Raw genomic sequence first — 22011 nt, forward strand, 5'->3', positions numbered from 1 at the left:
CGTCTACCTCGGACGGGTTGAACTCGGCGCCGCATGGACCCGCCGCTCCAACGAAGGCCGCACCTATCTGAGCCTGAAGCTGGACGATCCTTCCTTCGCCGCCCCGATCTTCGCCAACCTGTTCACCGACGAAGAAGGGGAAGGTTACACCCTCATCTGGACCCGGCCCCGCAGCCGGAACGGGGAGTAAGCGCCCCACCACCAACCCCGCCCGGTCTCTCCGGGCGGGGCCTTCCGGTGCTTCTTTTCCCACGTGCTCTTTCGGGGCGCGGGCGGCAGCGCTGGTCGCCCGACGTGAGACGCAGGAGGAATACGAGGCTTTCCCTCAGCCTTCCCATTGTACCATGCGCGAGGGCGAACCGCGTCAAGGACGCGTGGTCCCCCCAATTTTGCCCGACGCACCCGTGCCGGGCGCACCGAACAAAATCGGCTCCCCCACGCGCCGGCAGGCCGGTCGCCTGCGGCGATCCCTGACCCGGTCCGCCCCGGCATGAGCCGTCCGTCCTGTCTTCGAGAAACGAAAGGAGCAGGACGATGACCACACATCACGACCATATCCAGATGCTGCGCGCCGAACTGACCAGCTTTCACCTGAGCCGTCGCGAGCGCCGACAGATCGAGCGCGAACTCAAAGAGGCGCTTGCCGAGCGCGACGCCGAGCCCCCCGCCTGACGGGGGCGTGTCTTGACGTGGTCAGCCTGGCTTTCAGTGCTCACGATGCCGTCAGGGTGCCCTCATTTAAGGGAGTGTCGCCCCGTTTATCAACGCACATGTATCGAGGCGATCCGGCTGATGATCCGCCTGAAAATGATGGGGTTGTGGCAAAAAAGGTTGTGTTGGTCTGTAAATCGAACGACGTCCCAATCGTACACATTCCGGATGTGCTTCATATTCGGATGCAATGCTTTCTTCGCGGTATCTATGACATGCTCTGGTCATCTCTGTAATTCAGGCTGGGAATGGGAGAGAACTGCCATGGATAATCAGCCTGACTGGCACGATCCACGATTCCGCACACATCTGTACGATCTTGATGCGCCCGGGCTTGCGCAGGAGTTGCTCCGTCAGAACCCCTCCTACATCACTGGATATCGCTCTTTAGTGCATAAGCTCGGCAATTTGCGGAGTCTTCGTTTGCGTTACGAAATGGCAGAGCAGTTTGCTCGCTACTGGGGGTTATCCTGTACCGGCTGAACCGGAAATCCCCGCATGGATAGAACCGGCACTTTGGGCACCGGAAGTTTTCCCTGGTGTCACGATCCTAGTCGAAGCACCTGAAGGCTTTGACGCCCGTCGGTTGCCACTCATGTTCCTTGAGGCCATGACCGCGGAACAGCAAGGCACGACGCAGACCAAGTCTTTCTCCCTACATCATGACGGAAACACATATCGTGTTCATATCCGCGATGCGAGAGCACGTGATCATGCTGCAGTCCTCATTCCTCTGGATGGAGGTGAGGAACTGCGTATTGCCGAAGTGCGGCGGTTCATTCGCTATCTTTCCGGATTGCCTGTTCCGCCTTTATCCCGGACGCTGGGGCTGCCGATCTACCGTGCGCGTTTTATCGCGGATGCCATCTGTGCCTATGCTGGACGACGGGCCGGTGCCTCCCATCGAGATATCGGCCTGGTTCTTGATCCGTCCGTAAGACACATGAACGCACGGCAGTGGGATACCTCGTCCCAGCGTGGACGGGTCGGGCGTCTGCTGCGCAAGGCCACGCGATTGGCCGAAGAGCGTGAATATCTCACCCTTCTCAGGCCCGCCCGTTTCCGTCTCTCCCGGTAGCCGTCGTCACCGTCTGATGAGGGCGTCCGGCACGTACGCCCATAGACGACGGTAATCTGCGTACGTCCCCGCCACGACAATTCCCGTCCACGCTGCGCCCAGTCACGCCCGAACCGACGGAGGCCAGCATGACGCCGTCACACTCGCGTCAGGATAACTTTCTCGACGAACAACTGCTCACTACCCCACAGGCCGCCCACCGGCTGAACATCTCGCCACGAACTCTGGAGCGCTATCGCTGCCGGGGAGGTGGTCCGGTCTTCCGTAAGATGGGCGGTAGGGTTCTCTATCATGTCAACGACATCCGGCACTGGATCGAGAATGTCGCCTGCAAATCCACATCCGAAGAGTCCTATGAAAAAGCCCGTGTGATCGGAAGCCGCAGGCTGGGGCATCGGCCATGAGTGCGCGTTCGGTACCGCCGGTTCTCTCGCCCTGCCTGCTGATCGATCTCATGTCATGGCCGTTCTTCAGCCTCAGCAAATCTCCCCGGCATGTTCCTGTCAGCTTTGCCATGGGGCGTGTCACCATGCAGGTGTCAGGTCGCGATGACAGCCCGATGGCAACCATATGGGATGCCGATATCCTGATCTGGGCTGTGTCCCGTCTCGTGGCCGCGCGTAGGCGGGGCATTCCGGTCTCACCTCGTGTGCGGGGCAGCATGAGTGAAGTGCTGCGCTTCATCGGTCGCGATCCCGCCGCCACCCGCTATGAGCGGCTCCGGACGGCGCTGGACCGGTTGCATGGAACCCAAGTGACGACATCGCTGCGTCAGACGCGTGACGGCGCGCAGGGTTTTTCGTGGCTGATCGCCTGGCAGGAGCGGCGTGGAGAACTCGACCTGATCCTGCCCCAATGGCTTTGCGATGCCATCGGTCGCCGGGGCGTGCTCACGCTTGATCCCCGTTACTTCGCCCTGACTGGCGGGTTCGAGCGCTGGCTGTATCTCCTCGTTCGCCGACATGCCGGTCGGCAGTCCGATGGCTGGGCGTTCGATCTGCCCCATCTCTACCGCAAATCCGCATCCCGTTCACCTTATCCCCGGTTCGTTTTCGAAATCCGTCGTCTGATCGCGGCGGACACCCTGCCGGGCTACCGCCTGCGTCTGGAGACCGACGCCAGCAATGTGCCGGTGCTCCGCTTCTCCCCTGATCCCAGCAAAGAAACTTATCCACAACGTCCTGTGGATAACCATGTGGGGGACTCCTGATGCCCATCGACCTATCAGGAATCGGATTCTCGACCTATCAGGAACGGGAAATCCCTCTAACAATTTGGAATGTAAGGAGAAATTTGCGCTCTCTAAAGGTACTAAATATTATAACTATTCTGTACTTGTACACCGCGCTGGAGCGCGCGCGTGAGTCTTCGACTATCATAAAAACCGACGATTCTGTCCCGATATTTTCCGACAGTTCTGCGCCTCACCCCATGGTGGCGGGCAGACACGACGGTATGGGGCAGGGGGTGCCGTCATGACGCACCCATCGCGCGAGGTGCTGACGCAGCTCGAACTGACCTGGCTTGAGAAGCGCATCGAACAGTGGCTGCGCTTCGGGCAGGCTTTGGAAACACACCCGATCGATCGTTATCGCCGTCGTCTGAGTTTTGCGCCCGGTGCGGTCTTCGCACTGTTGCGCTGGACGCAGGCGGATTGCGGGACGACAACCTGCTGCATCGATATCATCAGGGCGCCGCTGGCTGGCGAGCCGCGCGACCGCCTGCCATTCGTGCCCACGGGTGCGGAGCGTCTGCTGCTGTTCACGGGCTGGCCGCAGGTGCGTGCCGTGCTGTCTGTGATCGAGACGGTGGAACGGCAGGGCATCAATCCCGTCGATGTTGATCCGGAATACTGGCGACAGCTCGGACGGTCACGCCCTGATGGTCGGGATATTCCGCGCTATTCCGCGACCCGACATGCTGCGTGGCAACGGCGGAGGGCCGTGCCATGACGCGTCGGGGCTGGTTCTTCACCACGTATTTCGCCGCACTCGGTGTCGGTCTGTCGATGGCGCTGCATCCGACGCCGGGCCTGATCTGGAACGCGACCGCCAGCGTGCCCATAGGGCTGTATCGTCTGCACCCGGTACGGGCTCCTCATATCGGGGATCTGGTCGCACTCCGCCTGCCGGAACGTGATGCGGATATGCTGGCACGGGGCGGGTATCTGCCGCGTGGTGTGCCGTTGCTTAAACCGGTGGCGGCGGTCGGCGGACAGACAGTCTGCCGTTCCAGCAGTCACATCACGATCGATGGTCGAGCTGCCGGTGATGCGTTGCCTGTCGATCATCGGCGTCGTTCCTTGCCCGTCTGGCAGGGCTGTCACCGTCTCGGTGTGCGCGAACTCTTCGTCATGAATACGCACGAACCTCGCAGTCTCGACGGGCGGTATTTCGGCCCCCTGTCGGTCAGCAGCGTGATCGGGCGCGCGACACCGCTCTGGATTGGCGCAGGCCCTGCGCCTGCCGCCAGCCCGCCTCCTTCTCATACCTCAGAGGATCACTGACATGGCGCAGATTGGACTCTTCACGCGCACGGCTGATGGCTTTTTCGGACGTCTGCGCACACTCGTACTGGATGCCGAACTGACGCTGGTGCGTGTCGAGACACCGGACGGCGGTAACGCACCGGATTATCGCATCCATCTCGGTGACAGTGCCGAAGGCCCGGAAGTTGGCGCGGGCTGGACACGCACCGGCGAACGGGCTGGCGAATACATCGTCGTGGTGGTCGATGATCCCTCTCTGGCACAGGGCCTGCGCGCGAGCCTGTTCCAGTCGGGCCGGGGTGGACGGGTCTGGCAGCTTGTCTGGAACCGCCCGCAGAAACGTCAGGGAGCACGAGAATGATGCGCCTGGTTGCAGGAGCAGGACGGGGTGGCCGCAATGCCGCCGCTTGCACCTGGTCCAGTTTCGCCCGGTTGTGCTGCACAGGGCTGGCGGTTTCGGCGGTGGTGCTGATGCGTCCTGCCAGCGCGCAGGACATTGAGGGAATGATCCGTCAGGCGGCAGAGCGGGTTGCCCTGCCGTCAGAATGGATCCGCGCGGTGATGCAGGTCGAGAGCAGTCGTGATGCCCATGCCATCTCAGCCAAAGGGGCGATGGGCCTCATGCAGATCATGCCTGCGACATGGCAGGAGTTGCGTCGCGATCTCGCGCTTGGAAGCAATCCTTTCGACCCGCAGGACAACATCCTTGCCGGTGCCAGCTATCTCCGTCTGCTGCACGACCGCTATGGGGATGCGGGGTTTCTGGCGGCCTATAATGCAGGACCGGGCCGTTATGAGGCCCACCTTGCAACGGGCCGGCCGCTCCCACACGAGACACGGGACTACGTCGCCTCTGTCGCGCACCTGCTCGATCGGCGCACGTTTCCTGCGGGCGGTCGGCACGAAACCGGCGTCTCCGTTGCACGCGAACAGCCTACAGAGACGCTGTTTGCCGGCCATTTCCCGCACACGCCCCAGACATCGGTCGGCACGTCGGAGGCGCTGTTCGTGCCCATTTCCATGGAGCAGGCGCCATGATTGGGCACGCGCCAATGCCGATGGCGCGGAGAGCCGGGAAGACGGGGGAACGGCGATTGCTCTGGGGATCGGGTCTTTGGGGGCTAATGCAAGATAAAAGCCGCAAGGTGCGGCATGGTTGGGGAGGGCGGTTTTTCTGGGGTTTTCACAAGGTCATTTTCCTATCCCAAGGTGTCCGATCGCGTGATGGGTTTGTTTTCAATGTGTTAGCGCAAGGTCGCGGTCTTCATGGCTCGCGATGACGATTTCCGGGTCAGGCCGGGTCGCATCCGCTCTCCCCGTGCCCGCCAGGGGCGATCCTTCATCGGGCGCGTGCTGGCCGCCACCAACCGGGCGGGTGGCATGGGCCGTTCTGGCTCGGGTCGTCCCGGAAAGGGACCGTCCACTTTCGGGCGGGGCAGGGGCGCGGCAACCCGCGCCAACCGTCTTCTGTCTCGTCGCACCCGGCTTGCCATCGTCAAGGCACGGGTGGTCCGGCATGGCGCACGGGCGACCCTGCGTGCCCATCTGTCCTATCTCCAGCGCGAAGGGGTGACGAAGGACGGCGAGAAGGCGCGGCTGTTCGGAGCCGAGCGCGACCATGTGCCAGCACGCGAATTTGCTGAGCGCTGTCAGGATGACCGGCATCATTTCCGCTTCATCGTGGGACCAGAGGATGCGGCCGAAATGGCGGACCTGAAAACCTTCACGCGGGAACTGATGACGCAGGCCGAACAGGATCTCGGCACGAAATTGGACTGGGTTGCCGTGTCGCATTGGAACACCGACAACCCCCACATCCACATCATCGTGCGGGGCAAGGATCAGGACGGCGAGGATCTGGTCATCTCGAAGGATTACATTCGCGAGGGATTGCGTGCCCGCGCCCAGAACCTGGTCACGCTCGAAATCGGGCCGCGCACCGACCAGGAAATTCACCGCAACGTCGAGCGTCAGGTCGAGGCGGAACGCTGGACCCAACTGGACCGCCAGTTGCAGCAGGACGCGAACCAGCACGGCATCATCAACATGGCGCCGTCGCCTGACCAGCAGCCTGACACGTTCGCGGTCATGAAGGTCGGGCGGCTGCGGCGACTGGAACGGATGGGCCTTGCCCATGAGGTCGGAGCCGGACAATGGCGGCTGGATGAAACGGCGGAAGTCACCTTGCGCGAGATGGGGCAGCGCAATGACATCATCAAACGCATCCACCGTGGCCTGAGCGAACAGGGGATCGAACGAGCCTCGTCGTCATGGGTGCTGGCCGGGGAAGACCTGGCCGAGCCGGTGATCGGACGACTGGTCGCGCGCGGTCTGGATGATGAGCTGAAGGGGAGTGCCTATGCGGTGATCGACGGTGTGGACGGGCGCACGCATCATGTCCATCTGCCATCGCTGGAAGCGGCTGGAGATGCGCCGCACGGTGGGCTGGTTGAACTGCGGACCTACCAGGATGCGAAGGGGCAGCGACGGGCGACGCTTGCGGTGCGGTCCGATCTGCCAATCGGAGAGCAGGTGCGGGCGCGAGGCGCGACATGGCTGGATCGCCAGCTTGTCGCCCGCGAACCGGTGGTGCTGGGAGAAAGTGGTTTCGGGGCGGACGTCCGTGACGCGCTACGCCAGCGCAGCGCTCACTTGGTCGAGCAGGGGATCGCACAGCAGGACGGAGCGCGCGTGCGCTATCCGCGTGGCATGGTCGCCTCCATGCGGGCGCGGGAGATGGGGGACGTGGCTGAGCGTCTTGCACGCGAAACCGGTCAGCCCATCCAGAGTGCCGAGGCCGGCGAGTATGTCACTGGAACCTACCGGCAGCGCCTGACCCTCGCCTCAGGGCGCTTCGCCATGATTGATGGCGGCCTCGGGTTCCAGCTTGTCCCCTGGACGCCATCGCTGGAGAAACAGATCGGGCGTCATGTCTCCGGTGTTGCACGGGAGGACGGGGGCGTGGACTGGTCCTTCGGACGGAAGCGGGACATGGGGATCGGGATTTGATGGTATCCCCGGCTTTGGAAACGACCAGACTGATTGGCTTTAATGAAAATTCCGGGATCGTATGGCAATCGGTTCGGAGTTCAGGTCATTGCCGCAAGACGGTGTGCTATTTGACCGGTTCCCGACATCGGCCAGCAATCCGGCCAGATCGGTGATCTCCTTCGCCACCAGATGCACGACCTCACCTTCCTTCTGGAGCATGCCTTTCACTGCCAGCATCTGGCCACTAAGCACGACGCGCCGGTTGACGTCGAATAGATCCGGCCAGATGATGACGTTCATGTTGGCCGTTTCATCCTCCAGCGTCAGCTTGCGGGAGGCGAGATTAACAGACAGCAAAACCCGGCGTCGTCCTTCTCGTCCGACAAGGGCCAGCGGCGTTTCAGGCGTGGACGCGTCTGGGCCAAGCCGCTTCATGATCTGGTCGGTCGGCCAGAGCAGCAGGTAAAGAGAGACGCCCCTTGCCATCACAGGCCTAAACTTCAAAATCGACACATTCACCCGCTCGGGCATGGATCAGTTCCAGCAGTCAGCGGGGTGCACCCCACACCGGGAACCGGTAACGTCATGGATGTCAGGACGGACACCTGCCGCATCCGTCTGCCGCTGTCAGCGCCGGATTGCGATGACCAGAGATTCGGACATCTCGGCTGCCAGTCGCAGACGGCGTGAGGCTGCCATGGACAGCCAGGAGACCTCGGCGACAACAGTTCCGAGGCCTCCATGACGCAGCCCTTCCTCGAAGCAGGCCAACTGGCGGGTGATGATCCATAGCGCCTTTCCGTGCGTATCCGCCCGATACAGAAAGCGACTTTTTCAACAAAACTGGGGGTAAGCGGACTGTCGCCTATAAGACTTACGAAATGATAAACAGCCACTATTCTGATGACAGTAACTGCGCTTTTCCCGTCATGCATATCTGTTTTTTTATTTGATCGACATCTGAATATTCAGGACAATCTTAAAGAGATAATGGTTTGTCATGAAAGAGGTTCTTCATGACAAGAGTAGATGTCAGTCTTTGCACGCTTTCAAGCGACGATAATCGCTCGTCATAGAGTCTCTGAAAGGACTGAATATCTCGCGTAAGAACCTGCAGGATATAATCCGGGTCTCCAAACAGGCGCTGCGCACTGATAATTTCAGGAATACCCGTGACAGCTTTTTCGAATTGCAGAACAGAAGCCTGATCCCCAGCCCGAAGTGTCACGAAGACAATTACTGGGAATGTCATGCCCAGTTTTTCCCGGTTGAGAAGAGTCCGGTATTCCTGAATGACCCCAGATTGCTCCAGCGCGTGAACACGCCTGTGGCATGGGGAAAGACTGATACCCACTCTGTCCGCCAGTTCCGTCAGGGTTAGACGAGCGTTCATCTGAAGCTCGGAAAGAATCTTCCTATCGATGTCATCCATAAAGGAATATTATTCTGATTATCGCGTTTCGTCGACAGAAAATGGGGAAAACATTCCGCTTATAAGCTGATAATCTTCCGGAACAGAATAAACTCTCCTGTGTGCGGATCTAATGAACCCAGTGATCTCCTCTCTTCAAACGGCAGACTTTCCAAGCCACGTTACCGTTCCGGGCAGATGTCCGAATGTATCGTCATGCCAGTAGAGCTTCTCGCGGCTTTCTGGGCCGTTTCCATGCTTTTCGTCCTGACGCCTGGTGCGGACTGGGCCTACAGTATTTCAGCGGGGCTGTGTCAGCACGGTATTATTCCAGCTATCACTGGCCTGCTGCTTGGTCATTTGGCAGCAACTCTTTTGGTTGCGGCTGGTGTGGCGGCTCTCGTGGCCAGCGTCCCCATGGCCATGACTGTGTTGACTGTCATTGGTGCTGCTTACCTCGTCTGGCTGGGCTACGGGATGTTAACGGCCCCGGCATCTTCCCTCAGCCCTAAAGCTAGCGCAGAACAAAGGCAGAAGAGCCGGTTGAACTGGATAATGCGTGGCTTCTGCATCAGTGGTCTAAACCCGAAGGTTTTTCTGCTTTTTCTGGCTCTTTTGCCGCAATTTACGTCATCTCGCGGGACGTGGCCCATTTCACTTCAAATCCTAACGCTCGGCTGGGTTCATATCTGCAATTGTGGGGCAATTTACCTCTTGGTAGGGTTTGGAGCCAGAGCCGTAATCAGCAGTCGTCCTCAGGCCGCTATATTGGTCAGCCGATTTTCTGGAGTAACCATGATCGTCATTGCCGCCCTTCTTGTGGCTGAGCAGTGCCGACATTGAATTTCCCTATCTGGAGGTCTTGATGTCACAAGAACAGATTGCACCCTATGGTCAGTCAGCAGAAACGCCAAAAACACGAAACCGCATCAGAATTCCTCATCTGCAACGGATGAAGGAAAAAGGGCAGAAATGGGCCATGCTGACGGCTTACGATATGTATACAGCGGCGATTTTTGAGGAAGTCGGTATTCCCGTGTTGCTGGTGGGAGATTCCGCCTCGAACAATGTTTTTGGGAACGAGACCTCTCTTCCTGTCACTGTGGATGAACTGCTCCCGCTAGTAAGAGCCGTCTCCCGTTCCACCCGGCGTCCGTTGATTATTGCTGACCTGCCGTTCGGATCGTATCAGGCGTCTCCCAAGCAATGCTTCAAGACAGCGGCGCGCTTCATGAAAGAAGGAGGTGCTCATGCTGTGAAACTGGAAGGGGGACCGGAAATGCTTCCCCAGGTCCGAAAGCTGGTGAGTTCGGGCATCCCTGTCATGGCGCATATCGGCTTCACACCGCAGGCTGAGCACCAGTTGGGCGGCTATCGTGTGCAGGGACGTGGGGAAGAAGCCCGTCAACTCCTGGATACTGCCAGAGCATTCGAGGAAGCGGGAGCATTTGGCCTGTTGATCGAGATGATCCCCGAAAGCGTTGCGGCCGATATTACGAAAGCCGTTTCCATCCCGACGGTAGGAATTGGCGCGGGGCGATCTTGTGATGCGCAGGTTCTCGTCTGGCAGGATATGGCGGGTCTGAGAACAGGGCGACTGCCCCGTTTCGTCAAACAGTATGCTGACATGCGTTCGGTGCTGCACAATGCCGCACGCGATTATATGGCGGATGTCGAGACTGGTATATTTCCAGCGGTAGAACATGGATTCGAGGTATAAAATGAAAAATGGAGCCGATATGCTGGTAAAAAACGATTACTCCCATCAAACTGTGGCTTTGACAGGCGCAGTCGTTCGTGCAGCCGAACGACACGGGATCAGCGTCTCTCTCAATCGCCTCGTCCTGTCATTGTCGGCCAATGTCTGCTCCAATGTTTCTACTTTGTAGCAATTTGATCGTGAATTGGAAGGCAGGAATGAGTGCGGAACCTGAAGGGCTGCTTCTTCTGTAACCAGCTCTTCACATCATCAAGCTACGGTCGGCAAGTTACACGTCCATTTGGCTCCCTATGATCTCAGTGCTCATGGTTATGGACAAACATTTTTTGCTTTTTGACCTACTGACTGGCCGGAACGACCGGAGCTAAGACTTTGTTGGCCGTCAAGCTTACACGGCGTCGTACAATACTCCCACGACGCGACGAGCAGAGATCATCAGGGGAACGTCGCCGATATCGTTTACGACGTCGGTGGCGACCACTATTGATGAACCTAAGCCGCCGATCGTCTCAAACAGCCGCAGATGGCCAAGCGCTCCCGGCAGCTTACTGCCCACACGCTTAAAGATACTGGAGCCGTCGGCAAGGGTCACAGCCGCCAGCTTACCTTCCCAGCCATCGAGTTGAGGCGGCGTAAGTTCGGTGCCACCGAGAATGACCTGACCAGGCAGCGCCAGCGGAACGGCACTATCTTCCTTCACGCGGTATGCGATCTCTACCATGTCGAGTTCAGGCACAGTCTCGATGGGTGTCGCCTCGCCTTTGCCAGATGGCGGCGCCATGTCGGTGAATATTGCACCGACTATGCGATACAGACGCACTGCGCTGTCATCATAAGTCATCGTCGCGCGACTATTCCGCGGGTCGGGCATCTGAGCCGAAAGCGAAACGCCAATCGCGTTAGAAGAGCGTGCAACCCGGCGTGCGAACGTCTGGTTCTTATGACGCGCGATTACCAGATTGTGGTCGCGACCGGCATAGGGCTCACATTCAACGATTGCGACCGAACCTGACGGAATAGCGAAGCCAAGGCTTTCGCCGCGCACGTAATAAAGCGACTTCCCTTGGAACCATGTGCCATCGAGGATTTCGTCCGACACGTCCTGCGATCCGCCAGATGGCACTGAACCCATGAACGCAGCGATATCAGGACATATCGGCACAGCAATTATGGGAGGGGCGAGAGGGCGCAGCGCTATCACATTCGTCTCGGCTACTGATGTGTCGAGGGGCTCGCGCCATCGGTGAAGACGGAACTGCTCATGCACCTTCTCGACATTCGTTCGCAACTGGGCAAATATCTGCTTTAGGCGATCTACGTCCATGTAGGTAATCGACGCCTTGTCGTGATGCGACTGGTTCAGGACGCGACGTGCGTCAGCACCCTCCAGGAACGCGGAGTCGGTCACGAACTGCTTCACCAGCGGATGGCCGAACAGTTCACTTGGACCACTACCGACCATTCCGCGCAGGCGATCGACGAGCGGGAAGAGTGTGACCGCCCTCGTGGCGGCCGTGTATGCGGGGTGAGCAATGCTATCGAAAAGATCACCGATGCGCCCTTCCAAAAATACGCGCAGATCGGACACATAGTCCTGTGCTGCGGCGTGGTTATCGGGTGATTGGAGAAACACAGCGCGCTTGCGATCGACTTCCTCCTGCGCCGGCGCCACAAATACCGTCGGATGTACCGAATTCACCGGATGGACCGACAGGTGTTGCGAACCTTCACGATGCTCCGCAACCAGGCAGCGGGCAAACTTTCGGTCATGCGTCGTAATCAACAACTGTGCCGATGCGGCCAGTCCTGATAGTCCACGGGCAAGCCGCTCTCGGTTGTCATTGTCAAGCAGTTCCTGCGGATCGTCGAGTACCAACATCAGCAAGCCGCCGCGCTTCTTGAGAACATACTCTCGGAAAGCAAGAAAAAAACCGAGTAATGCGCCGCGAAGCGCTGAAGCATTTGAGATGAACTGGGCTGGAGCGTTAACGCCGTCCCGGCCAACCTGCAGCCCGAGTACCCCCTTGGCGTCCATAACTGTGCCGGTAAGATCGGGCGCGTAAGTGGTAGCATTTTGATACATCGCGCTACGCCAGTAATCGGACCGCGTCTGTAGGGTCGAGCGCAGGCTATCGACCTGAGCTTGCGCAAGCGCACCGAGCGGAACAAGAGTCTGAAGCGCTGTAACAGCGCGCCCGCACTGCGCAATCCGATCAATCTTTCCGGATCGCTCGGCGCGAGCCGCCTCCAACCGTGAGACGTAGATCCCAGCTTGATTGAGCGGCGCCACGCTCTCAACGATGGAGAGCAAAATATTCAATCTGCGGCCGATGGCGCGATCTGCATTCGGGGAACCTTCGTCGCCCCGCTTCACTGTCTGGATGAATGCGTTGAGTTCTCCAGCGTGGGCCTTACGCCAGTTCGCGAACGCGAGCGCACGATTGACGCGTTTCATCAGCACGAGCAACTGACCCGCATGCCCAGCGATGCTCGCCGGCAGCGTGGGCTCTACAGGATTCTTAAACAGAGGAAGGCTAGTCGCCCTCTCTTTGACAAGCTGATCGCTGTCCTGCGCGAGTGCGGATAACGTGCCGCGAAATCCGTCGGTCACGTAAAGTTCAGAGGTCATACCAGCAATCAACAGATCGGTGGGACACAAAGGCAGCTCCTTGCGTCCCTCTGCCGCGATGACCTCAGGAAGTCGTTCGAGCAGTTGACCCTGCCATTTGGCCGCCCATTGCTTCGCGGTCTGCGCCACCAGTTCGCGATTGGCCTCTGCCTCTGCGATCTGGTCCGCCACTGGCTCGCCGGTAACGGGATCGCTGGCACCAGCCAGATCGCCGGTGCATACCGGGCAACGACCGTCGGCCGGATGCTCATGACGATGGATCCAACTCGACACCATCGCGTAGAGCTGCGCCCGTCTCGCACGCTCAGGATTGTCAGCAAGCTCAGCGAGGATTGCCGCCTCACGATTGATCTGCGCGAACCAGCTTCTAATATCTGCGAGCTGTCGTTCTTCGATCGACAGGCCGGACAGTCGGCTGATCGACGGCAGATCTTTCACCCGTGCCAACTGCTCGGTGGCCGGACGGATGCTGCGTTCAAGATCGTCACGCGCCGCCTTTATCTGTGGGTCGAAGTCTGGGCCCAGCACGCTCTGAGCAGTTGTCAGGCCTGCTGCCTTTGCAGCTGTGAAATGGTGCGCGATATCTGCAAGCTGCTGTTGCGCATCGACGGCATCAATGGTTGGCACCTCGCCCTCGAATGCGATGTCAGCCTTCTCGGCCAGCAACCTCGACAGATCATCGACTGACTCACCGTATCGCGAAGCGACCTGCACGATCTCCGCCTCTATCTCCTTAATTTTACGGGTCGAGATACGGTCGGAAGCATTACCGGCATGCTTTGCAAGATCGACTAAATTCGCCAGCCCCGTGAGCCGCGCCACTGCTTGACCAAGTTGGGAGGCGGCCCCCACCGATAGGAACGGTAGTAGCGCAGGCATCGTCGTCGCAATACGCCAAGCGATCGGATCGATCCCGAGCCCGTCGAGATTGGGCTCCGCCTCCTGCAGTTTGCCGCGTGTGTTTCGGGTCTGATGTCGGCGCACAGGCGGAAGTTCATGCCCCTCAGCATCGACAAAGCTCAGTTCCACCCAGGTATCCGCCGGGATTGGCTTGCCGTCCTCAGGCAGTTCGCCACTAGCATTCGGCATCGGCGTCACGGACGACATTCGATGCACGGTTATGTCACCACTCGGCCTGGTGATCTCACAATCGAACTCGATCGTCCCCAGTTCGGGCTCGCGTTGAGATCGGATCAGATAGCCAGTGAGACACCAGATAATCGCATTGAGAATTGAAGTCTTGCCTGAGCCGTTCGCTCCCTCGAACAACGTAACACTGGCGGTGGGCGTGAAAATGAAAGCATCAGGCGCGTCGCTTACACGACCGTAGACGTGCAGCCCCGCAAAGCGATGCGCGGTCATCCGTTTGAGAGTCAGCTTGCGTCTCCCAGCCGTTGGCGCCGGGGTAGCACTAGGCACAACGACTGGCGGAGTTGCGTCGACGGCATCGATAATCGCATCGATATCTGCTGCACTCTGGTTCGCGGTCCACTTTCCGCGGTTCACCCGATACCAGTCGAGCACCGAACGTGCACCGGCGCTATCGAGCGAGTATCGATCGATGCCACGCACTAATACCTCACGCCCCCCCACCAGCTCGGCGAGAACAGCCTCGGTCGTAAGCAGATGGATATCTCGCGCAGGACGAGCACCGTCTTCGTTCATGTAACCTCCGGATTTGGTGACGATAATCCGGGGAAGGATCCAGATAGTCCAGTAAAAAGAAGCCCGTAATTCTGACACTATAATGAATAGCGTCGCTGTAGGATCACTTAATTCATGAAGGATCGACGGAGCTATAGGCGATATCTGGTACAGCCGAACCTGGACGATTAAAACTGTAATCAAGGTGACGGCTTTGCCAAAAATTCGCTTGACTCACTTGTATCTAGCGAATGTTACCTTTTAGAAAACCCTTCAAACCACCCGTATGACCGACATGCTGATAGTTATCTAAATTTTTTACGAAGATAGAAACGTATGGCTCAGTATGCAACCGGCCTTTACCTCTCCTTAAGAAGATGTTGAGAGCCAGATGTTTTTTTTGAACTCAGGGACATCATTCTATTCATTCCCTACCGAAATTATTACGCCCGACTACGCAGAGGTAATAATCGGCGTTGAAAATAGCTGGTAGCCGGATTTTTCTTTTTTCCTGCGTTTTGCGGGGAGAAAATTTCCATGTCCGGGTCGCGGATTTTATGGGGGCAGGTGAGCGTCATCTTGCTCATGATCGTCTTCTCGTGGTGGGTGGCGACGCAATGGGTGGCGTGGAAGCTAGGCTTTCAGCTCCAACTCGGCCTTCCTTGGTTTACTCTTGCGCATCGATGGCCCGTTTACTGGCCGCCCATGATCTTCTGGTGGTGGTACGCCTATGACGCGTATGCCCCGGATGCCTTCGAACAGGGCGGATGGATTGCGGGTAGTGGAGGCGTGCTGGCATTGGCGTCTGCCATAGCGCTTTCTGTCCGACGTGCGCGTGAGGTAAGACGGGCGGCGACTTATGGAAGCGCACGCTGGGCCAGTCGTGAGGAATTGCACCAATCCGGACTGCTCGATCCTGACGGTGTCATTCTTGGGCAGTATGGGCGGGATTATCTCCGCCATAATGGTCCCGAGCATGTCCTCTGTTTTGCGCCGACCCGATCCGGCAAAGGGGTAGGGCTCGTTATTCCCACCCTTCTGACATGGCCCGGATCAACCATCGTCCATGATATCAAGGGTGAAAACTGGCAGATTACGGCGGGTTTTCGTGCCCGCTTCAGCCGGGTCATTCTGTTCGACCCGACCAATCCGGCTTCTGATCCCTACAACCCGCTGCTTGAAATACGCCAGGGGGAGTGGGAAGTGCGCGACGCCCAGAATGTTGCGGACGTGCTTGTCGATCCTGAAGGATCGCTTGAACGCCGGAACCACTGGGAGAAAACATCACACTCTCTGCTGGTGGGCGCCATCCTCCATGTTCTGTATGCCGAGCAGGACAAGACGCTCTATGGTGTCGCCAACCTGCTGTCAGATCCGAAACGCTCGATTGAAGCCACGCTTGCTGCGATGATGCAGACGAAGCATCTGGGCAAGGATGGCCCGCATCCGGTGGTTGCATCCGCCGCCCGTGAACTGCTGAACAAATCTCCCAACGAACGGTCTGGTGTGCTCTCCACCGCCATGTCGTTTCTTGGTCTGTATCGCGATCCGGTCGTCGCGAAAGTTACCTCGTGTTGTGCCTGGCGGATTGCGGATATTGTCAAAGGGCGGCGTCCCACCACGCTTTATCTCAGTGTGCCACCCTCGGATATCAGTCGTACAAAACCGTTGATCCGTCTGATGCTGAACCAGATCGGGCGCAGGCTGACCGAGGATCTGAACGCCCATAAACATAATCATCGCCTGCTGATGATGCTGGATGAATTTCCCGCCCTCGGACGGCTCGACTTCTTTGAAAGCGCCCTTGCGTTCATGGGAGGCTACGGCATCAAGGCTTTTCTGATCGCCCAGAGCCTGAATCAGATTGAGAAAGCCTACGGTCAGAACAACTCGATCCTCGATAACTGCCATGTGCGCGTCAGTTTCGCTACCAATGATGAGCGGACCGCCAAACGGGTTTCGGATGCGCTGGGGACCGCCACCGAAATCCGGTCGCAGAAAAACTATGCCGGGCATCGCCTCTCCCCCTGGCTGGGGCATCTCATGGTCTCGCGTCAGGAAAGTGCGCGCCCGCTCCTGACGCCCGGTGAAATCATGCAGCTTCCACCAGCCGATGAAATTGTCATGGCGGCCGGCACCCCACCTGTTCGAGCAAAGAAAGCACGCTATTACGTCGATACGCGCTTCAAGGAACGATTGCTGCCTCCGCCTAAATCAGGCGACGCAACGACGTCAGCACCAACGCATCCAGATGACTGGACCCTGCGCCCCTTGCCGGAAACAGCCGGACATGGCTCAGCTCCCACACAGCCAACGCAGGAAGAGGAAACACCTCTGGGGGCAGGGCACAAGCGCACTCCGGATGCCGACCCCAGTGATATTCCACCCCGTGATGAGACGGATGAACAGCGCGAACAGACCAGACCACCCGAGGCCAGCCAGCGCGGCACACGGTGGGACCGGGACTTTCTCGATCTGCAGAAAGTTGCCCGGTTGGCTGCCATTGACCGCGATGATGGCATGGAGATCGGTGGACCATGAAACGTGCCCGCAAGAAGCAGCAGATGACGGTCTATCTTGATCCCGATCTGTTCAAAGCTGTCAGCGAGATGGCCATCCGCCGCCGTCAGTCCGGTTCTCTCGTGGTCGAGACGGCTCTGTCTGTCTTTTTCTCTCCTGAAGAGGGAACCGGGCAGGCCGCACTGATCCGACGTTTGGACCGTGTCGATAAACGCCTGTCACGGCTGGAGCGTGATACCGGGATTACCGTCGAGACGTTGGCCCAGTTCATTCGTTTCTGGATGATCATGACGCCCGCGTTGCCGGAAAGCTCGGCTGCTGCTGCACGGGCGCAGGCGGCCGAGCGTTATGAAGGCTTCATCGAAGCACTCGGCAGGCGTCTGGCGACAGGCCGCCGCCTGCATGAGGACGTTCTTCCGTCCAATGCCGCCGGAGGGGAGCCAGATCCATTGTAACGGAAACAGCGTCTGTGCTTACGGCTGAATTTGAAGGCATGCCTGAAGTTGAATCGACACAGAAATATATGTCTTTTCGGATTGCGGCAGAACCGACTTTTCATGGCGTCGGGTCTGTCTGAGTGCTGCCTCCCGCCGATAATTTTACGCCTCCTTGCGCCCCGTTACGCAGCCCGATGAAACACTGTTGAAAACTGGCGGAATGGTCCCTTCTTAATACTTCCCGCGCCTGTAATCTGTGTCTCAGGTCTCAAAAAAGCGGGGATTTTCATGACAGTTCATCAGCCTTTGTCCCCCGGGACGGTGCGAAGTTCCGCCATGCTGCGTACGGCGATGGGGCCTGCCATTGCCGCGCATCTCTCCGACCCTGCCACGATCGAGGTCATGCTGAACCCGGATGGTCGGCTGTGGACTGACCGTCTGGCAGGCGGACTGACCGACACGGGGGAAATTCTCTCCGCCGCCGATGCCGAACGCATTGTGCGTCTGGTCGCTCACCATGCGGGAGCCGAGGTGCATGCTGGTGCCCCCCGCGTATCAGCCGAACTGCCGGGTGGGGAGCGGTTCGAAGGACTACTGCCACCAGTCGTGACAGCACCGAGTTTCGCAATTCGAAAACCGGCCGTCGCGGTCTTCACGCTCGCGGATTATGTCGCGGCCAACATCATGACAGAAGCGCAGGCGGACTGGCTGCGCACTGCCGTTACGGCCCGCAGGAATATCCTTGTGGTCGGTGGCACATCGACCGGCAAGACCACGCTGACCAATGCGCTGCTGGCCGAGGTCGCAAAAACAGAGGATCGCGTGGTCCTGATCGAGGATACGCGCGAACTGCAATGCACGGCGCCCAATCTGATCGCCATGCGTACAAAGGATGGTGTCATTACACTCTCCGAACTGGTGCGATCGGCACTCCGCCTGCGCCCTGACCGTATCCCGATTGGCGAGGTGCGTGGTCCCGAGGCGCTTGATCTGCTCAAGGCCTGGGGAACCGGCCATCCGGGCGGAATTGGTACACTCCATGCCGGATCGGTGCTGGCTGCCCTCTATCGATTGGAACAGTTGATTCAGGAAGCCGTCGTCACCGTGCCACGCGCGATGATTGCTGAAACCATTGACGTGGTCGCCGTGCTGTCAGGGCGCGGCACCGCCCGTCGTCTGAGTGAACTGGCCGAAATCGACGGTCTTGATCCCGCCACAGGCGCTTACCGCATTCGTCCGGCCAGCCTGTCATCCTCCGAAACAGCGTTCTCCGGGAAGGGAGAGTCATCATGATGTCGCGTTTACGCCGCCATTCCGTCGCCCGGTCTGTTTGCAGCCTGCCCGATAGTCGTGTGATCGGCACAGCGATGCTGCTGTCGCTCTTCTTCGGGTCATCGGCCTGGGCATCAGGGGCGGGCATGCCATGGGAAGAGCCGCTCAATCAGATTCTGGAATCCGTGCAGGGGCCGGTCGCCAAGATCGTCTCTGTGATCATTATCACCGTGACCGGCCTGACCCTCGCCTTTGGGGAAAGCTCGGGCGGATTTCGTCGCCTGATCCAGATCGTCTTTGGTCTGTCCATAGCTTTTGCGGCCAGCTCGTTCTTCCTGTCGTTCTTCTCCTTTTCCGGCGGAGCGCTGATCTGATGGTCGCCGGATATGACGATGATGCGGTGCCGGGCTTTCACGTCCCGGTGCATCGCTCGCTGACCGACCCGATCCTGCTGGGTGGGGCACCCCGTGCTGTCGCCATTGCCAATGGCACGCTGGCGGCTGCGATCGCGCTCGGTCTGCGCCTCTGGCTGATTGGCGCGGCATTCTGGATCGTGGGGCACACACTCGCGGTCTGGGGTGCCAGGCGCGATCCGTTCTTCATCGAGGTCGGTCGGAGGCATCTCCGCTATCCCGCCTGGCTGCGGGCATAGGGAGACCGGCCATGATGTCCCTCGGTGAGTATCGCAATCGAAATTCCCTCCTGTCCGACTTCTTGCCTTGGGCCGCACTGGTCGAAAAGGGCATGGTCCTGAACAAGGACGGCTCATTTCAGCGCACGGCAAAAATACGCGGTCCCGATCTGGATAGCGCAACACCCGCCGACCTGGTTGGTGTGACTGCACGACTCAACAACGTCCTGCGCCGGCTTGGTTCCGGCTGGGCCGTGTTCGTGGAAGCGCAGCGCGTCCCGGCCACGATCTACCCGGAGAGCGATTTTCCCGACGCGGCCAGTCAGATGGTGGATATGGAACGTCGGGAGCAGTTCGAGGATGAGGGCGCGCATTTCGAGAGCCGGTATTTCCTGACCCTGGTCTGGTTGCCACCGGCGGAATCTTCCGACCGGGCTGCGCGGTTTCTGTATGAGGGCCGAGAACATGACGGGCCGGACCCGCACGGTATGCTCCATGCCTTCGTGGATCGCAGTGATCGGCTGCTGGCCCTGCTGGACGGGTTCATGCCCGAGGCGGCATGGCTGAACGACGGCGAGACGCTCACCTATCTCCATTCCACCATTTCCACGCGTAACCAGCGGGTCCGCGTGCCGGAAATTCCGATGCATCTGGATGCGCTGCTGGTGGACCAGCCTCTCTCAGGCGGGTTGGAGCCGAAGCTCGGTGATGCCTATCTGAAAACTCTGACCATTACCGGTTTCCCATCGCGGACGTTTCCCGGCATTCTCGATGACCTGAACCGGCTGGCGATGCCCTATCGCTGGTCCACCCGTGCGATCCTGCTGGACAAGACCGATGCGACCAAAGTTCTGACAAAGATCCGACGGCAGTGGTTCGCAAAGCGCAAGAGCATTGCGGCCATTGTTCGGGAGGTCATGACCAACGAGGCTTCGGTCCTCGTGGACAACGATGCCGCCAACAAGGCCGCTGACGCTGATCTGGCGCTGCAATCGCTCGGAGCGGACGACGTCGGGCAGGCGTACATCACCGCCACGATCACGGTGTGGGACGGCAGTACCAGCATCGCTGCTGAAAAACTCCGTCTGGTCGAGAAGATCATTCAGGGTCGTGATTTTACCTGCATGGCGGAAAGCCTGAATGCCGTGGAGGCCTGGCTTGGGAGCCTGCCCGGTCATGTTTACGCCAATGTGCGACAGCCGCCGGTATCCACGTTGAATCTCGCGCACATGCTTCCGTTGTCGGCCGTCTGGGCTGGTCCGGAGATGGATGGGCATTTCAAGGCAGCGCCGCTGTTCTACGGCAAGACCGCTGGGGCCACGCCGTTCCGGTTTTCCCTGCATGTCGGTGATGTCGGGCATACGCTGATCGCAGGACCGACGGGGGCAGGGAAGTCCGTGCTGCTGGCGCTCATGGCATTGCAGTTCCGTCGGTATGTGGGCGCGCAGATTTTCGCCTTCGATTTTGGTGGGTCCATGCGGGCGGCCGCGCTCGGTATGGGCGGAGACTGGCATGATCTTGGCGGGGGGCTGACGGATGACGACGCCTCGGGTGTGGACGGTTTTCCCGGTGTTTCACTCCAGCCACTGGCGTGGATCGATGATCCGGACGAGCGCAAATGGGTCAGCGAATGGCTGGGCCAGATCCTGGTCGGCGAGGGCATCGCACTGACGCCAGACGTCAAAGCGTATCTCTGGTCGGCCCTGAACTCCCTGGCATCATCACCCTCCTACGAACGCACAACCTCTGGTCTGGTGGCGCTGCTCCAGTCCAATGCCCTGAAACAGGCGTTGGCCCCATACTGCCTGGGTGGTCCGTATGGTCGCCTGCTGGATGCGGATGCCGAGCGGCTGGGTGATGCCGATGTGATGGTGTTCGAGACCGAGGGGCTGATTGGTTCCGGCGCTGCCTCTTCCGTTCTGTCCTATCTGTTCCACCGCATTGAAGGGAGGCTGGACGGTCGTCCGACCCTGCTTGTGATCGATGAGGGCTGGCTGGTGCTGGATGACGGGAATTTCTCCGGTCAGTTGCGGGAGTGGCTGAAAACCCTGCGCAAGAAAAACGCCAGCGTCATCTTCGCAACCCAGTCGCTGTCGGATATCGCCAATTCGCCCATTGCCCCTGCCGTGGTGGAAAGCTGCCCGACGCGGATATTCCTGCCCAACGAGCGGGCCATAGAACCGCAGATCATGGCCATCTATCGCGACTTCGGTCTGAATGACCGGCAGATCGCCATTATCGCCCGCGCGGCCTCGAAGCGGGAGTATTACTGCCAGACGCAACGGGGAAACCGTCTGTTCGAACTGGGACTGGGTCCGGTGGCACTCGCCCTGTGCGCAGCGTCCGGCAAGGATGACCATCGTCTGATCGATGCGGTTCTGGCGGAACATGGGCGGGACGGCTTTCTGCCTGCCTGGTTCGAGGCGCGTAGTGTGTCATGGGCCGCCGACCTTCTGCGCGATGGAGGGGGGCCATGAAA

The 22011-nt window shown here is 59.3% G+C and carries 22 protein-coding genes and 1 pseudogene; 19 read left to right on the forward strand and 4 right to left on the reverse strand.

What is annotated here, in order from left to right:
* The 11 genes from FKW31_RS13820 to FKW31_RS13870 all read left to right on the forward strand — a co-directional run.
* Positions 1-190, forward strand: a 190-nt coding sequence (locus tag FKW31_RS13820) for a DUF736 domain-containing protein (protein ID WP_150178749.1), incomplete at its 5' end; no start/stop codon positions are given.
* Between the two features lie 344 nt (positions 191-534).
* The gene (locus tag FKW31_RS16100; RefSeq protein WP_166443414.1) at positions 535-672 is read left to right on the forward strand and encodes a hypothetical protein; all 138 of its coding nucleotides are present in this window, start codon (positions 535-537) and stop codon (positions 670-672) included.
* A 303-nt stretch (positions 673-975) separates the two neighbouring features.
* Positions 976-1194 (forward strand): transcriptional regulator domain-containing protein, encoded by a 219-nt coding sequence (locus tag FKW31_RS16705; protein WP_150178821.1) that lies wholly within the window; start codon positions 976-978, stop codon positions 1192-1194.
* A complete protein-coding gene (locus FKW31_RS13835; protein ID WP_150178822.1) occupies positions 1160-1789 on the forward strand; it encodes a DNA -binding domain-containing protein in 630 nt (209 codons plus the stop codon). The genes FKW31_RS16705 and FKW31_RS13835 overlap by 35 nt, the downstream gene beginning before the upstream one ends.
* Positions 1790-1917: 128 nt before the next feature.
* A complete protein-coding gene (locus FKW31_RS13840) occupies positions 1918-2193 on the forward strand; it encodes an AlpA family transcriptional regulator (RefSeq protein WP_150178823.1) in 276 nt (91 codons plus the stop codon).
* Positions 2190-2999, forward strand: coding sequence for a replication initiator protein A (locus tag FKW31_RS13845; RefSeq protein ID WP_150178824.1), 810 nt, complete (start codon positions 2190-2192; stop codon positions 2997-2999). Before FKW31_RS13840 ends, FKW31_RS13845 begins: the two co-directional genes overlap by 4 nt.
* A 265-nt stretch (positions 3000-3264) precedes the next feature.
* A complete protein-coding gene (locus tag FKW31_RS13850) occupies positions 3265-3741 on the forward strand; it encodes a DUF2840 domain-containing protein (RefSeq protein WP_150178825.1) in 477 nt (158 codons plus the stop codon).
* Complete coding sequence (locus FKW31_RS13855) at positions 3738-4295, forward strand: S26 family signal peptidase (protein WP_150178826.1); 558 nt, start codon at positions 3738-3740, stop codon at positions 4293-4295. The genes FKW31_RS13850 and FKW31_RS13855 overlap by 4 nt, the downstream gene beginning before the upstream one ends.
* A 1-nt stretch (position 4296) precedes the next feature.
* Positions 4297-4638 carry a DUF736 domain-containing protein gene (locus FKW31_RS13860; RefSeq protein WP_150178827.1) on the forward strand — a complete coding sequence of 114 codons (342 nt, stop codon included), beginning with the start codon at positions 4297-4299 and terminating at the stop codon, positions 4636-4638.
* Complete coding sequence (locus FKW31_RS13865) at positions 4635-5315, forward strand: lytic transglycosylase domain-containing protein (RefSeq protein ID WP_150178828.1); 681 nt, start codon at positions 4635-4637, stop codon at positions 5313-5315. The genes FKW31_RS13860 and FKW31_RS13865 overlap by 4 nt, the downstream gene beginning before the upstream one ends.
* 228 nt (positions 5316-5543) lie before the next feature.
* Positions 5544-7286, forward strand: coding sequence for a VirD2 family relaxase/mobilization nuclease (locus tag FKW31_RS13870; RefSeq protein ID WP_150178829.1), 1743 nt, complete (start codon positions 5544-5546; stop codon positions 7284-7286).
* A gap of 39 nt (positions 7287-7325) precedes the next feature.
* On the opposite strand, the gene FKW31_RS16710 is transcribed toward FKW31_RS13870, so the two are convergent.
* The 3 genes and pseudogenes from FKW31_RS16710 to FKW31_RS13885 all read right to left on the reverse strand — a co-directional run bounded on the left by FKW31_RS16710 (position 7326) and on the right by FKW31_RS13885 (position 8700).
* Positions 7326-7754: a hypothetical protein gene (locus tag FKW31_RS16710; protein ID WP_370513065.1), complete on the reverse strand. Its 429-nt coding sequence runs from the start codon at positions 7752-7754 to the stop codon at positions 7326-7328.
* Positions 7669-8081 (reverse strand): annotated as a pseudogene (locus tag FKW31_RS16480) (damage-inducible protein); the annotation flags it as partial. The pseudogene FKW31_RS16480 and the gene FKW31_RS16710, both read right to left, overlap by 86 nt.
* A gap of 166 nt (positions 8082-8247) precedes the next feature.
* A complete protein-coding gene (locus FKW31_RS13885; RefSeq protein WP_150178830.1) occupies positions 8248-8700 on the reverse strand; it encodes an Lrp/AsnC family transcriptional regulator in 453 nt (150 codons plus the stop codon).
* A gap of 177 nt (positions 8701-8877) precedes the next feature.
* Here FKW31_RS13885 and FKW31_RS13890 point away from each other — a divergent pair, with 177 nt between their 5' ends.
* Complete coding sequence (locus FKW31_RS13890; protein ID WP_238332857.1) at positions 8878-9522, forward strand: LysE family translocator; 645 nt, start codon at positions 8878-8880, stop codon at positions 9520-9522.
* Positions 9523-9544: 22 nt separating this feature from the next.
* Positions 9545-10399: a 3-methyl-2-oxobutanoate hydroxymethyltransferase gene (gene panB / locus FKW31_RS13895; RefSeq protein WP_150178832.1), complete on the forward strand. Its 855-nt coding sequence runs from the start codon at positions 9545-9547 to the stop codon at positions 10397-10399.
* 388 nt (positions 10400-10787) lie between these two features.
* Here panB and FKW31_RS13900 read toward each other — a convergent pair whose 3' ends face one another.
* Positions 10788-14693: an ATP-binding protein gene (locus FKW31_RS13900; protein ID WP_150178833.1), complete on the reverse strand. Its 3906-nt coding sequence runs from the start codon at positions 14691-14693 to the stop codon at positions 10788-10790.
* A 516-nt stretch (positions 14694-15209) separates the two neighbouring features.
* On the opposite strand from FKW31_RS13900, the gene FKW31_RS13905 reads away from it, so the two are divergent.
* The 6 genes from FKW31_RS13905 to trbE all read left to right on the forward strand — a co-directional run bounded on the left by FKW31_RS13905 (position 15210) and on the right by trbE (position 22009).
* The gene (locus FKW31_RS13905; protein WP_150178834.1) at positions 15210-17213 is read left to right on the forward strand and encodes a conjugal transfer protein TraG; all 2004 of its coding nucleotides are present in this window, start codon (positions 15210-15212) and stop codon (positions 17211-17213) included.
* On the forward strand, positions 17210-17647 hold the full coding sequence (locus FKW31_RS13910) for a CopG family transcriptional regulator (RefSeq protein WP_150178835.1): 438 nt from the start codon (positions 17210-17212) through the stop codon (positions 17645-17647). The genes FKW31_RS13905 and FKW31_RS13910 overlap by 4 nt, the downstream gene beginning before the upstream one ends.
* 318 nt (positions 17648-17965) lie before the next feature.
* Entirely contained in the window at positions 17966-18922 is a 957-nt protein-coding gene (gene trbB, locus FKW31_RS13915; RefSeq protein ID WP_150178836.1) for a P-type conjugative transfer ATPase TrbB, read from the forward strand.
* The gene (locus FKW31_RS13920; protein WP_370513066.1) at positions 18922-19275 is read left to right on the forward strand and encodes a TrbC/VirB2 family protein; all 354 of its coding nucleotides are present in this window, start codon (positions 18922-18924) and stop codon (positions 19273-19275) included. Before trbB ends, FKW31_RS13920 begins: the two co-directional genes overlap by 1 nt.
* Entirely contained in the window at positions 19275-19553 is a 279-nt protein-coding gene (locus FKW31_RS13925; RefSeq protein ID WP_150178838.1) for a VirB3 family type IV secretion system protein, read from the forward strand. Before FKW31_RS13920 ends, FKW31_RS13925 begins: the two co-directional genes overlap by 1 nt.
* 11 nt (positions 19554-19564) lie before the next feature.
* Complete coding sequence (gene trbE, locus FKW31_RS13930) at positions 19565-22009, forward strand: conjugal transfer protein TrbE (protein ID WP_150178839.1); 2445 nt, start codon at positions 19565-19567, stop codon at positions 22007-22009.
* Positions 22010-22011 lie beyond the last annotated feature (2 nt).

It is taken from the genome of Acetobacter sp. DmW_136, assembly GCF_008690365.1.
Taxonomy (GTDB): domain Bacteria; phylum Pseudomonadota; class Alphaproteobacteria; order Acetobacterales; family Acetobacteraceae; genus Acetobacter; species Acetobacter oryzifermentans.